At 35.2% G+C, this 13,674-nt stretch carries 14 protein-coding genes and 1 riboswitch; of the genes, 10 read left to right on the forward strand and 4 right to left on the reverse strand.

The genetic code is table 11. From position 1 onward, the window contains the following. Positions 1–4: 4 nt before the first annotated feature. The 7 genes from rpe (at position 5) to thiD (ending at position 6,308) form a co-directional block, all read left to right on the forward strand. A complete protein-coding gene (gene rpe, locus ACGH6S_RS09400; protein ID WP_065625683.1) occupies positions 5–682 on the forward strand; it encodes a ribulose-phosphate 3-epimerase in 678 nt (225 codons plus the stop codon). Further along, positions 675–1,370, forward strand: a complete 696-nt coding sequence (locus ACGH6S_RS09405; protein ID WP_411578193.1) for a phosphoglycolate phosphatase — start codon at positions 675–677, stop codon at positions 1,368–1,370. The genes rpe and ACGH6S_RS09405 overlap by 8 nt, the downstream gene beginning before the upstream one ends. 23 nt (positions 1,371–1,393) lie before the next feature. Further along, a complete protein-coding gene (trpS, locus tag ACGH6S_RS09410; protein WP_085163992.1) occupies positions 1,394–2,389 on the forward strand; it encodes a tryptophan--tRNA ligase in 996 nt (331 codons plus the stop codon). 108 nt (positions 2,390–2,497) lie between these two features. Continuing rightward, positions 2,498–3,859: a Trk system potassium transporter TrkA gene (trkA, locus tag ACGH6S_RS09415; protein WP_411578194.1), complete on the forward strand. Its 1,362-nt coding sequence runs from the start codon at positions 2,498–2,500 to the stop codon at positions 3,857–3,859. A gap of 38 nt (positions 3,860–3,897) precedes the next feature. Further along, a riboswitch (TPP riboswitch) is annotated at positions 3,898–3,999 on the forward strand. A 63-nt stretch (positions 4,000–4,062) separates the two neighbouring features. Further along, positions 4,063–4,848 carry a hydroxyethylthiazole kinase gene (gene thiM, locus ACGH6S_RS09420; RefSeq protein ID WP_411578195.1) on the forward strand — a complete coding sequence of 262 codons (786 nt, stop codon included), beginning with the start codon at positions 4,063–4,065 and terminating at the stop codon, positions 4,846–4,848. A 12-nt stretch (positions 4,849–4,860) separates the two neighbouring features. Further along, positions 4,861–5,502: a thiamine phosphate synthase gene (gene thiE / locus ACGH6S_RS09425; protein ID WP_411578196.1), complete on the forward strand. Its 642-nt coding sequence runs from the start codon at positions 4,861–4,863 to the stop codon at positions 5,500–5,502. Positions 5,503–5,513: 11 nt separating this feature from the next. Continuing rightward, positions 5,514–6,308, forward strand: coding sequence for a bifunctional hydroxymethylpyrimidine kinase/phosphomethylpyrimidine kinase (gene thiD, locus ACGH6S_RS09430; RefSeq protein WP_411578197.1), 795 nt, complete (start codon positions 5,514–5,516; stop codon positions 6,306–6,308). A gap of 66 nt (positions 6,309–6,374) precedes the next feature. On the opposite strand, the gene ACGH6S_RS09435 is transcribed toward thiD, so the two are convergent. Continuing rightward, a complete protein-coding gene (locus tag ACGH6S_RS09435; RefSeq protein ID WP_296318155.1) occupies positions 6,375–6,833 on the reverse strand; it encodes an STY0301 family protein in 459 nt (152 codons plus the stop codon). Between the two features lie 179 nt (positions 6,834–7,012). Beyond that, positions 7,013–7,213, reverse strand: a complete 201-nt coding sequence (locus ACGH6S_RS09440) for a heavy-metal-associated domain-containing protein (RefSeq protein WP_034912296.1) — start codon at positions 7,211–7,213, stop codon at positions 7,013–7,015. A gap of 122 nt (positions 7,214–7,335) precedes the next feature. Between ACGH6S_RS09440 and ACGH6S_RS09445 the strand changes: the two genes are divergently transcribed. From ACGH6S_RS09445 to ACGH6S_RS09455, 3 genes are all read left to right on the forward strand, one after another. Next, positions 7,336–8,271, forward strand: coding sequence for a hypothetical protein (locus ACGH6S_RS09445; RefSeq protein ID WP_174798628.1), 936 nt, complete (start codon positions 7,336–7,338; stop codon positions 8,269–8,271). 347 nt (positions 8,272–8,618) lie between these two features. Continuing rightward, positions 8,619–9,557, forward strand: a complete 939-nt coding sequence (locus ACGH6S_RS09450) for a hypothetical protein (RefSeq protein WP_296318154.1) — start codon at positions 8,619–8,621, stop codon at positions 9,555–9,557. Between the two features lie 280 nt (positions 9,558–9,837). Further along, positions 9,838–10,869 (forward strand): AI-2E family transporter, encoded by a 1,032-nt coding sequence (locus tag ACGH6S_RS09455; protein ID WP_065589472.1) that lies wholly within the window; start codon positions 9,838–9,840, stop codon positions 10,867–10,869. 326 nt (positions 10,870–11,195) lie between these two features. On the opposite strand, the gene ACGH6S_RS09460 is transcribed toward ACGH6S_RS09455, so the two are convergent. Then, positions 11,196–12,173, reverse strand: a complete 978-nt coding sequence (locus ACGH6S_RS09460; protein ID WP_296300835.1) for a hypothetical protein — start codon at positions 12,171–12,173, stop codon at positions 11,196–11,198. 933 nt (positions 12,174–13,106) lie between these two features. After that, positions 13,107–13,674, reverse strand: a 568-nt coding sequence (locus tag ACGH6S_RS09465) for a hypothetical protein (RefSeq protein WP_411578198.1), incomplete at its 5' end; no start/stop codon positions are given.

The following is a 13,674-nucleotide window of genomic DNA, read 5'->3' on the forward strand; positions in this document are numbered from 1 at the left end:
AGTTATGAAAGAATACATTATTGCTCCATCAATATTATCAGCTGATTTCGCTCGCCTTGGTGAAGATACACAAAAAGTGCTAGATGCAGGAGCTGATGTAATACATTTTGATGTCATGGACAACCATTTTGTACCTAATCTCACAATGGGAGCAATGTTTTGTAAAGCTTTACGAAACTATGGTATTAAGGCTCCCATTGATGTGCATTTGATGGTATCACCTGTTGAAGAGATAATTACCTCATTTGCCAAAGCTGGGGCAACCAATATATCTATTCATCCGGAAGCTACTGTCCATTTGGATCGTTCATTACAGTTAATTAAAGATCATGGCTGCACAGCTGGTATTGTATTTAATCCAGCTACACCGCTTGATTATTTAGATTACGTCATGGATAAAATTGATATTATTTTATTAATGAGTGTTAACCCAGGTTTTGGAGGTCAATCTTTTATACCTTCAACAATTAAGAAATTACAACAAGCTAAACAGCGCATTATTGAATCTGGACGCAATATTCGTTTAGAAATTGATGGCGGTGTAAAAATTGACAATATTGCCGAAATAGCTAGAGCTGGTGCCGATATGTTTGTTGCTGGTTCAGCTATATTTAGCCAACCCGATTATAAAACAGTTATTGACGCCATGCGTAAAGAGTTAGCAGGAGTTGAACATGAATAAACTAGAAAATATTCAAGCAGTAGCTTTTGATTTAGATGGTACATTAGTTGACAGCGTACCAGGACTAGCATTAGCAACACAAAATATGTTAGCAGACTTGAATCTACCTACAATCAGCAACGAGAAAATCAAAAACTTTGTAGGCAATGGTATTGATATTATGCTAGAACGAGTATTCAAAGTAATTGAAGTCGATCCATCAACAGAACTATTTGCCAAAGCTAAAGATCTATTTAATCAACACTATGATAAAGTCATCGATGCAGAAACAAAACTATTTCCCAATGTTAAAGAGACCTTAAAAGTACTTCACGATAATAATTATCCACTAGCATTAGTAACCAATAAACCGGCACAGTTTTTGCCTGCTTTGCTGACTTCTTTAGGTATAAAAGAGTACTTTTCATTAGTGCTTGGTGGAGGGGATGTGATCAAATTAAAACCACACCCAGCCCCTTTATACCAAGTAATGGCTAAATTTGGATTATTCTGTGATCAGTTACTTTTTGTTGGTGATTCAAAAAATGATATTACTGCAGCCCAAAATGCTAACTGCCCAACTGTTGCATTAAGCTATGGTTATAACTATGGCATATCGATTGCCACTAGCAACCCTGATTTCTTATTTGACGATTTTAAAGACATATTAACATTATTACCTCAGCCAAAAGCTAAGGCAAAAAAATAATTAGCATAGATTAGGAATAAATTATGAGCAAACCGATTGTATTTAGTGGCGCTCAGCCATCAGGAGAACTAACACTTGGCAACTACTTAGGTGCTTTAAAAAATTGGGTGGCTCTGCAAGGCGAATATGATTGCATTTATTGTATCGTCAATCAACATGCAATTACCGTACGCCAAGATCCGAACAAATTACGTAAAGCCACATTAGACACACTCGCTCTATATTTAGCTTGTGGTATTGATCCGCAAAAAAGTACCATTTTTGTACAATCACAAGTGCCTGCGCATGCAGAACTCGGCTGGGCATTAAACTGTTACACCTACTTTGGTGAACTTAGCCGTATGACTCAATTTAAAGATAAATCATCTCGTCATTCTGAAAACATCAATGCGGGATTGTTTGATTACCCAGTACTGATGGCTGCGGATATTTTGCTCTATCAAGCAAACTTAGTACCAGTAGGTGACGACCAAAAACAACATCTTGAACTATCACGCGACATTGCTATGCGATTTAATGCGCTTTACGGTGACATATTTACTATTCCTGAGCCCTTTATTTCGAAAGTGGGTGCTCGCGTCATGTCACTACAAGAACCCACTAAAAAAATGTCTAAATCAGACGAAAATCGCAATAACGTAATTGGTTTACTCGAAAATCCAAAAGATATCGAGAAAAAAATAAAACGTGCAATGACCGATTCAGATGAGCCACCTGTGGTACGTTACGATCTAAAAAATAAAGCTGGTGTTTCAAACCTACTTGACATTTTAACTGGCGTGACAGGTAAGCCTATCAGCGAACTTGAAAAAGAGTTCGAAGGCAAAATGTATGGCCACCTTAAAACCGAAGTAGCAACACAAGTCATTGATATGCTAACTACACTTCAAGCGAAGTATCATCAGTATCGAGATGATGAAAGTTATCTAATTTCAATAATGCAAGAAGGGGCAGAAAAAGCACGCTCAAAAGCCGCACCAACTTTGAAAAAAGTTTATGATGCAATCGGTTTTGTATAATTGAAAAATTAATAACTGATTGTTACTAAAAATAAAACAGTATGCAATGGCTTTAATATACAAGGAAAATGGGTAACAATTAAAGCCATTTAAATATACAGGTTAGTTATGAAGATTATTATTCTTGGTGCAGGACAAACAGGTAGTGCGCTTGCTGAATATCTTGTTACTGAAAAACAAAATGATGTCACGGTGATTGATGAAAATTATGATAAATTACAATCACTACAAGAACGTTTTGATTTACAGGTGATTTGCGGAAAATCATCATACCCACAAGTTTTAGAAAGTGCTGGTGCTGAATCAGCTGATATGCTTGTTGCTGTAACTAACTCTGATGAAGTCAACATGATGGCCTGCCAAATTGGGCATGTCATGTTCAATATTCCACAAAAAGTTGCACGCATTAGATCACCTGAATACAATAACGAAAACTACCCTCTTTTCAATAAAGATTGTATTAATATCAATCATATCATTGCTCCAGAAAACCTTATCACCAACCATATTAGTCAATTAGTACAATATCCTGGTTCGCTACAATTTGCATCTTTTTACGACAATCGTGTCTGTTTGGTTGCCGTTACCGCTTATTATGGCGGTGCTTTAGTAGGTAGTGAATTATCAGAACTCAAAGAACATTTACCACATGTTGAAGCTCGAGTAGTAGCTATTTACCGTAAAAACCGTTTTATCCGACCGCTTGGTTCAACACTTATAGAAGCGGGCGATATGGTCTACTTTATAACTCCCCCCGTTAATATCAAAGCGGTGACCAGTGAGTTACAAAGGTTAGAAAAACCATATAAACGAATAATTATCAGTGGCGGTGGTGGTGTCGCTGTCGCTCTAGCAAAACGTTTAGAAAATAACTATCAAGTCAAATTAATTGAGCGAAATGCCGAACGAGCAGAATTAATTGCCGAGCAACTTGTTAATACAACAGTATTACATGGGGAATCATCGGATCAAGAATTGCTCTCACAAGAACAAGTTGAACTTACTGATCTATTTATCGCTGTTACCAGTGATGATGAATCCAACATCATGTCCTCCATGTTAGCCAAAAGAATGGGAGCGAAAAAAGTAATTGTATTAATTCAACGCCAAGCCTACCTTGAACTAATTAATGATAGTGTGATTGATATTGCGATTTCCCCACAACACGCCACAATATCTGAGCTATTAAGCCATGTTAGACAAACTGGGGTTGTTAAAGTTGTTTCATTAAGACAAGGAGAATCCGAAATTGTCGAAATTATTGCCAATGGTAATGGTGAAACATCAAGACTGGTTGGCAAAAATATTAATGGCCTAAAACTCCCATCGGGTGCAACCATTGGAGCTATAGTGCGTGGAGAAGATGTTATTATCGTTAATACTGATTTAACCATTGAAGACAATGATCATCTAATCATCTTCTTACCAGATAGAAAAGCAATTACTGATATTGAAAGATTATTACAATAGCTTGTTAAAAACAGATAATCAGTTCATAATAAAAAAATCATTTTGACTCGGGGTGTTTTTTGTCTAAACAAAAAACTGAGATTTCACCCGTTGAACCTGATCTGGATTATACCAGCGTAGGGAAGTCTAAGCCATAAAAGCCTTAAATTGGCAAATTCTTCCCGACATTTATAAATTAATAAATCAGTAAGAAAGGAAGAAATATGTCAGCAGCCAAATCATTCCAAATTACCCAAACCGCTCCTTTTATCAATTATATAAAACAACACCGCCCACTAGTACATTGCATTACTAATGATGTAGTCCAAAACTTTACCGCCAATGTACTACTTGCTATTGGTGCATCACCAGCAATGGTAATTGCCGAACAAGAAGTTGCTGAATTTGTCAATATTGCCGATAGCTTACTGATTAATATTGGCACTATTCACAGCAACACAGCCCAAAGTATGCTATTAGCGGCCGCCAAGGCACAGCAAACACAAACCCCATGGGTACTCGATCCTGTTGCTGTAGGAGCAGCACTTAATTATCGAACTGAAATTGCACATCAATTATTATCATTTAATCCCGCAGTAATACGAGGTAATGCTTCAGAAATATTAGCACTAAATGGTCAAAAATCTTTCTCAAAAGGACCCGACGGTCAAGACACAACTCAATCAGCTTTAAACGCTGCCCAAGAGCTTGCGCAAAAATATCAAACTATTGTCGCAATGACGGGCGATGTTGACTACATAACTAACGGAAACAGCACATATAGTATAGCTGGAGGTGATATTGCTTTAACAAAAGTAACAGGTACAGGATGTTCATTATCTGCAATGGTAGCGGCTTTCATAGCTAATTCTCCTGACCCATTATCAGCCACTGCCTGTGCATGTTTTATGATGAAAAAAGCTGGTGAGCTAGCTAATAAACAACAAGGATTAGGAACTTTCTCGATATCACTATTAGATCAACTCTCAACATTTAACCCATCGCTTTAATAAGGAAATCAGATGAAAAAACAACTGGATTTAACCCTCTATTTAGTCCTTGATCCATTATTATGCGGTGGCATTAATGGCATGATAAACACCACAAAAATTGCTGTTTCAAATGGTGTGACTGCAATACAGTTAAGATCTGAACATGAATTTAGCGGTAAAGATTGGTACTACGCTGCCTTAGCATTGAAAGAAGCATTAAGCGACACCTCTGTTCCACTATTTATAAATGATCATGTAGATATTGCTTTAGCGGTTGATGCCGATGGTGTCCATATTGGACAAAGTGATTTGCCTGTTGATGTAGCTCGACAACTTATCGGCAAAGATAAATGGTTAGGTCTTTCGGTAACTAACCAACAACAACTTAAAGCAGTTCCTTGGCAGCAGGTTAATTATATTGGCATAGGGCCTATCTTCCCAACCATAACCAAAAAAAATGCAACGGTAGCAATAGGAACAGAACAATTAACTGAATTAGTCAAACTAAAACAGTGCCCAGCTGTTGCCATTGGTGGTATTGATGAAAACAATATAACTAATATTATTCAAACGGGCATTGACGGCGTTGCTGTAGTTTCGGCTATTTGTGGCAAAAAAGATATTCAACAAGCAACATTATCGCTTATCAACAAAATCAAACAAGCTAAATAGGAAATACGATCATGACAACAATTGCATTAACCATTGCAGGATCTGATCCTAGCGGTGGTGCAGGTATTCAAGCCGATCTAAAAACTTTTTCTGCACTTGGTGCATATGGTATGTCAGTTATCACTGCCCTAACGGCACAAAGCACGCAAGGGGTTGATGCGGTATTAGCTATATCGCCCGAATTTATTGAAGCCCAATTTAATACACTTTATCAAGATATTCAAATTAATAGCGTAAAAATGGGTATGCTAATGAATAAAGAAATAGTTGCAACCGTTCACCACCTTCTTAAAACAAACCCTATTCCTACTATCGTGTTAGATACTGTAATGGTTGCTAAAGGTGGACATCCCCTTTTAAAGTCTGATGCCGTAACAGCTATTCGTGAGCTTTTATTACCCTTAGCCACAATTATTACTCCCAATCTACCAGAAGCAGCAGCGCTACTCGATTGTGATGAAGCTAAAACCGAAGATGAAATGCAAAAGCAAGGGCGTGAATTACTCAAGTTAGGCTGTAAAGCGGTATTAATGAAAGGAGGACATTTGCCTAGCAATGAAAGCCCTGATTATTTGATCACACACAATAATATAATAAGAATGACCTTTCCACGCATCCAAACTAAAAATACTCACGGAACGGGGTGCACATTATCAGCAGCTATTGCAGCATTATTACCTAAAAATAATTTAGAAGAAGCAGTCGCCCAAGCAAAAAATTATCTACAAGGCGCAATTAGCCATGCCGATGATTTAAATATAGGGAAAGGAATTGGACCAACGCATCATTTTTACCGCTGGTGGTAATTGTTCAAAATATTAATGGGATTTACGTTACTAACTATTGCATATAACAACAAATCCCATACGCAACTAATGCAGATCTTTTGCTTCACTCGTACTACAACTGAGCGTTCCTCGCTTTCCTTGCTCGTCTTCAAAATAATCAGCCCAACAACTTTTCATTGATAAATCAATTTGTTTTATCAACTCAACTCTAGTTCCATTATAAGAACAACTAACATAATAAGGTTCAACATCTGTCTTATAATTAACTTCCCATATTAACTCATGTTTCTTACCGTCAACCGTTCCTTTTGCTGGTTTTAAAGCCGCCATTCTAGAAGGCTTATCGTGATAAACAATCATACTAAAAAAGGATGCCTCCTTACTATTTATATCATTAGAAACTTCCCACCCATCAGGCATATTTACAACTTCTTCTTTAATATTAAATTTTTGTGGACAATCAATCTGATAAGCATTAACAAAAAAAACTGCACCACACCAAGCCATAATAGCCACAGTAACACTCAATATTTTACCTTTCATAATATATCCTTATAACAATAGCCTATTAATAAACAGATAAAAGCATTCTAGCATTCCCCAAAATATGCCAATACCTTAAACAAAGTTTTATTAGTTCTGTTTTAATTTGAAATTTCAACAAATTAAAATAGAAAAGATGCTTCAAAATAGCCTAGTGCCGTCAAATATAGATGTAGTTATTACACAATCCTAACAAACTCATAACCAGCCTCATTAACAGCAGTAATCGCAGCTTCTTGCGAAATAGAACTATTTTCGATATCAACCTCGTGTTTGGTTAAATCAACGGTCACTTTTGCATTTGGATCAATATCATTAATTGCTTTTGTTATTGCTTTAACACAGTGTTGACAACTCATATTATCGACGATTAATTTCATACATCCTCACTATTTACGGGTTAATAGTAAAAAAAATTCATATAAAAACCTAAAATTACCACAAATTTACCTACAATATGATAGCATCATATTCCTTTTTAATATTTATAATAAATTTTATAGTGAAGAAAATAAAATACAGTTTACTACTAGCCTGTAGCCTAACACTTGTTGGTTGTTTTGAGCCTAGCTCTATTGAGCGTTGGATTGACAACCCTACCAATAACGAAATCAAAGTCACTATTGATGGAAATGAGCTAACCATTCCAGCAAAATCAGGTATTAATTATACCTTTAAATATGGCAAACATACCTTATCGTATAACAATGAAGACTTCAATTTTGTTGCAAAACCAGCTCAATATTTTTCAGAATCAGGCTTTATTAACCCAACACAAAGCAACTATTTTATACACACTCTCATTTATTCAGAATCTGATTTGGGTGAAGGAGAATATGAAAAAATTCTAAAAAAAGACAAAGAGTTCAATAATATTGAAGTCATTATTGACGGTGATGAAATGGAAGTTGAGCTTCCCCTAAAATTAATCAACGATGTATTTATCGAAAAAATTGATAATTATTGGAATTATTCTTATGATGAGCCATTTCCTGAAAAAGTCACCCAAAAATCAGATAAAAGCCAACCACATTACGAACGACTTAGAAAAATATATCGTGAAAGTGATTTTATTGATTTTTTAAAAGAAAATATTAATTGGAAAGAAGTTAGTTTCCATTATCGTCCTAAAAAATTCAGCGAAATAGAACAATATGTTATTCCTGATATTGATTTAAATAGCATAAAGTGTAAAGAAGGTCGCCAATATCTAGAAGGTCTTTTAAATGATTGGAATCATCTTCTTACCTTAAAAGGTAGTGATTTCACAAAACCATACAATGAGTTAGTATCAGAAGATGCAATAGATAAAGACTACGAAACAGAAAGCCTGTGTACAAAAGAAAACGATCCAGAGCAAACTTATAGCAAAGCATTAAGACAATTTACTGATGCTATCCAAAATACTCGCAATGCAAACTTTTATGTAATTAAATAGTATTGAGTGTTACTTTGACAAATAGAGACTACTTAGTAGCCTTTTTTGTTTTTAATTAAAAAGCCTATAAATAAAAACCACAAAAAAATCAACAACTTTAATAACAAATTTTTTACTAGTAATAGCGTGGATTTTATGCGGTGGCTTCGGGCGTTTGGGCTTTTAGTGATCAAAATAGCTACAATCACCACATCAAATTTAGGGAATTAAAGCAAATTTCCTGACAACCTACACTTAGCCAGCTTGGTTAATAGTAAAAAAAATTCATATAAAAACTTAAAACCACTACAAATTTATTCATAATATGATAGCATCATAGTCTTTTCTTAATATTTATAATAAATTTTATGATGAAGAAAATAAAATACAGTTTACTACTAGCTTTTGGCCTAACACTTGTTGGCTGTTCTGAACCTAGCTCTATCGACCGTTGGATTGACAATCCTACTGCTAACGAAATAAAAGTCACTATCGATGGTAAAGAACTAACTATCCCTGCCAAATCAGGTGTTAATTATACATTTGAATACGGCAAACATACCTTATCGTATAATAATGACGACTTCAATTTTGTCGTAAAACCGGCTCAATTTGGAGAATCAGGTTTTATTAACCCAACTCAAAGCAACTATTATTTATATACAGTCATCTATTCAACCTCTGAAATTAGTGATGAGGAATACGAAAAGATCTTAAAACAAAACAGAGAAATCAATAAAATCCCAGCCATTATTGATGGTAAAGAGCAAGAAATAGAAATGCCAGCAAAATTAATTAATGATATATTGATTGAAAGGAGTGATTATCATTGGAATTATTCTTATGATCAGGCTTTCCCAGAAGAAATAACCCAAGACCTAAGATTAAAGAAAAACCAATCTTATCAAGAACGTTTTAGAAAATTATATCGTGAAAGCGACTTTATTGAGCTTATAAAAGAAGATGAACAAGAAGACATTAGTTTTCCTTACCAGCCTAAAAAGTTCAGCGAGATAAGCCAATATGTTATTCCTAAGATTGACTTAAATAACATAAAATGCGAAGAAGGTCGCCAATATATGGAAGGCCTGTTAAATGATTGGAATCATCTTATGACATTAAAAGGTAGTGATTTTACAAAACCATACAATAATTTAGCCTCAAATGATGCAATGGCGAAAAGCTATTCTTCTGTAGACAAATGCACAAAAGAAAACGATCCTGAGCAAAGTTACCGTAAAGAATTAAGGCAATTTGTTGATGCCCTCCGAAGTACTCGCGATGTTAATTTTTATGTAATTAAATAGCATTGCCTTAGTCATTTCCAAAATATAAAAGAGGTTGTTAAACAACCTCACTTTAAAGGTATAAGATTATTTTAAATAGTTTTATACCTTAGCGTTTATATGACAGACTGCATTCCCATATTTTTATCACTATAAAAAATATTTGTTAAGACTGACTTTGTTTAGCTAGTAATAATAAGCGGATGAATAACTAACCATCTGTTATAATTTCATCTATTTTTACTTCATATACTCATAGTTTTAATATATCGCATTAATTATTAAAGGAAATAAATCAATAATGTTACTTAATAACAATCAAAAATTAGGGCTGTTTTGCCTTGTGCTATTTTCGGTTAGTTTCATTATCTTAATGCAAGTGCATTTAATGCCTGCAGTAATTGCAGGCTTATTAACCTATACGTTAACACAAAAATTAGATGATTTTTTATCACAAAAAATGCTACGTTTTAGCCATAGGTCAAAATTAATTTCGGTATTGGTACTTACCACTTTAATTATTGGCATTTTTATTGGTGGCTTTTGGTATTTATTTGCTTGGTTTGTTGATATGGCCAAGCATCCAACCGAAACATTAACAAATTTGAAATTACTGGTCAACAATGTAATCAGCAGTCTACCAACAAGTATTACCCATTATTTACCTGATGATCTAGATGAAGTTAAATCAACTATAATGATTTACCTTAAAGATCATGTGTTTTATCTACAATCTATTATTAAAAAAGTGTTTCATGATTTAATTATATTAATTGTAGGAATGATCATTGGATTAATTCTGGGTTATAAAGAAAATCAACGCAACGCTGATCATAATCAAATTACACAAAGACCATTGACTAAAGCCTTGAAAACCAGCCTAAACCGATTAGTTGTGGTTTTCCAATATGTAGCTATCTCTCAAGTTGTGATTGCATTATTTAATACCGTAATGACGGCGATTTTACTATTTATTATTCTGCCCGTGTTTGGTATTCATTTGCCATTTAGTAAAAGTTTAGTGCTAGCAACATTTATTTTTGGTCTAATTCCAATTATTGGAAACCTGATTGTCAATACAATAATCTTTTTTGTCGCATTTACCGTATCATTTTCTGTTTCAATAATAATTATTGTTTATTTAATTTTAATCCATAAAATGGAATATGTACTTAATGCTAAAATTGTCGGCACAAAAATCCATGCTGGTATCTGTGAATTACTAATTGCGATGCTATTTTTAGAAACTCTTTTTGGTGTCATTGGTTTAATTTTTGCGCCTATTTTTTATGCGTTTATAAAATTATCACTAAAAGAATTACGAATTATTTAAATCTATTCAAATTAAGATTTGTATAAATTGATAGTTATCTGATTGTTATAAAATAGATTTTCATAGTAAAAAATAAGTTAATTTATTACCACATAGTCAAAACTTTAAAATCACCAAAATTGTTCAGATAAACCATTAATTTTATTGAAGCTTATGTTTAATGTTTTTAAATAAATCAAACATTTATAGACTGACTATTTTTTATTACACCGATTTTGGATTAAAAAAAGCGCTTTTGTTATTTAATAACCGCTGCTTAATAACAAAAGCGCACATACGTTGTCTGCTTCAGCCCCTCTGCAACTCAAAAATGGAGAGATAAACAGCTAAGGTGTACTGCAAATAACATGATCACGCAAGGTTGCCACGTCGTCATCCTTGCCACACATACCTAGGTCCCCCCCCCCCATGTGTACTGCTAAGAAGCCATTTTTTTCCTCCGAACAAGGGATACTGGTCAAATAAGCAGAACCTACAAAACCCGCATCGGGGATAAAGAATGTGTCTATCATTCCCCACTCTGTGAAAAATCCTGCTCCTATTCGTCGTTGATAAAACCGATTACCTGACGACAGCTTAGCATCAATAGTTACTGCATTTTTGCACTTAGAATAGGAAGGATCAGAAGAATAAGGATTATGATCCACACAGACAGCGTTAGTCAAATCTTTTATCTGTGGCATACGATAACCCAAACTGCTACACCATGTAGTTTGGTTAGAAGCGGTATCTCTTCTATCTCCTCGATTGACGAACCACTGCCTCAACTCAAACCCATATCTTACTACCTCATTACCATCACTATCTTTACCCACTAACTCAAACTTCTGCGGTAACTTTGGTACAGTAATTCGGCTAGGATTCGGATTATCCCATTGATTTCCTGCCACTGGACCTGTTAGCTTAACACGGGGAAAAACTTTTCCCTTGTCTTCATCAGGAATCCACCTATCATTAGCTACAACATTTGTCACTGTTGCAGTAATTCCCTCATGTGTGACGGGTAACCATGTCAATTCATTTACATCTATTCCTGTTATGAGTAAATCAAAATATAAATTATGTGCACCTGTGGTCGGGAAATTTAGATTGTATGATTCAGGATCAATTGATTGAACTAAAAAGCCCTTATGAGGATTCCATATATCAACTGGGCTTGCAGGTAACTGGCTGTCAGCTTTCATTAGATTCGGTCTTACATAGTCAATAAGCACCGTCGAAGATAAAATTATTGCATCACTACGATGATTATTTACACGACCACTTTTACTAGTTAATGCCTGTAAATTCCATGAAGATGACAATAATAACAGCCCCAGCACCAATGAGCTTTTTTGGAACAATTTCGATAATATGTTGAGAGATAATTTGGAAGATACAAATAAGTTTCGTGCAAGAACGCATTGAATAGGATTATTTGATAAATTCAAGACATAGGTTTGCCAGTGCTGGTGTCTGGTGTCTGGTGTCTAAAATGATAATGCATTATGGTTCACCTGTCAAGTAATATTTTGTTTTATTTAGATTTTTATAATTATTCGCTTATTTAATAAGCTTATTTTCCTATAGCGATAAAAGTATAACCATTTAAAAAATGGTTGGCTAGTTTTTTGGCGGACTTTTTTGTAAAGAAATGTAAAGATGAAAACGATTCGGTTTTATAGATAGGTGAATTTTATAATTAAAATAGGGTATTAGCTTTAGGACATATTGGCTTTTGCGGAATGATTAATATTGCTAATAACATCTAAAACACAAACACACCCAACAGCCCAGTTTGACGTGCTAGCTTTACTTGGTTATCGGTATATTTTGGCGCTCTGATAAGGCAAGCATATTAGCATTGTGGTGCTATAAGTGTGTTTTGCTCTAAAATCGTTCAGGTAGACTATTGATTTTATTGAAGTTTTTATTTGTATTTTTAAATAAAATCAAACACTTATAGGCTAGTTTTTTATTACATTGAATTTGGCTTTTTAATAAAAGCGCTTTTGTTATTTGATAATAGCTATTAATAACAGCTTGTTAATAACAGTCAGTTAATAGCAAAAGCGCAAGCTTGAAAATTGTATCGGTCGAAGCATTGTTTTGACTTTCAGTCATTAAGGCGCAAGGCTCACGGACTTTGCCTGCTCAGCGCCCCAACTTACGCGGGGGCTTGATTCTTTGTTATATTATCCTCTCAAGCACCGTAACCCCCTTCCGCGCCCTAAGGATTAAGAACTAAACGCTAAAAACTAAGGTGCGGTGCAAACAGCGTAACCGCTGACGCTAGGGCTGGGGCTGATGACGTTGCCGTATTGCGAGCTGACATCGAACCGGTTGCTACCGCTCGCCCAGTAGTAGCCGTCGACGAAGCCCGCATCAGTGTAGTTGTACATGCGGCCCCACTCCGTGAAAAAGCCAGCGCCTATGTGACGCATGTAAGAATTACCTGATGAACTAGGTGTTGCACCTAAATTATTATAGTTTGAATTGGTTAAATCTCTTACCCGTGGCATTCGATAACCCAAACTATTACACCATGTGGTTTGATTAAGAGCGCTATCATGTTTATATTCCCGATGGACGAACCACTGCCTTAACACAAATCCATAACGAACCTCATTACCACTACTATCCCTACCCACCAACTCGAAGGTCTGTGGCAAAACTGGACGTGCTAATGAACCTGGACTACTTGAACTTATCTGACTACTATCAGCCCTAGGACCACTCAATGTTACCCGCGTGTTTGAGTAAACCCAATTCACCGTTGCTGTTATATCACCACTACCACCATATGTGGTAACAGACCAACTCAAC

This window comes from Gilliamella sp. BG3, assembly GCF_046635605.1.
GTDB classification, from domain to species: Bacteria; Pseudomonadota; Gammaproteobacteria; order Enterobacterales; family Orbaceae; genus Gilliamella; species Gilliamella bombi.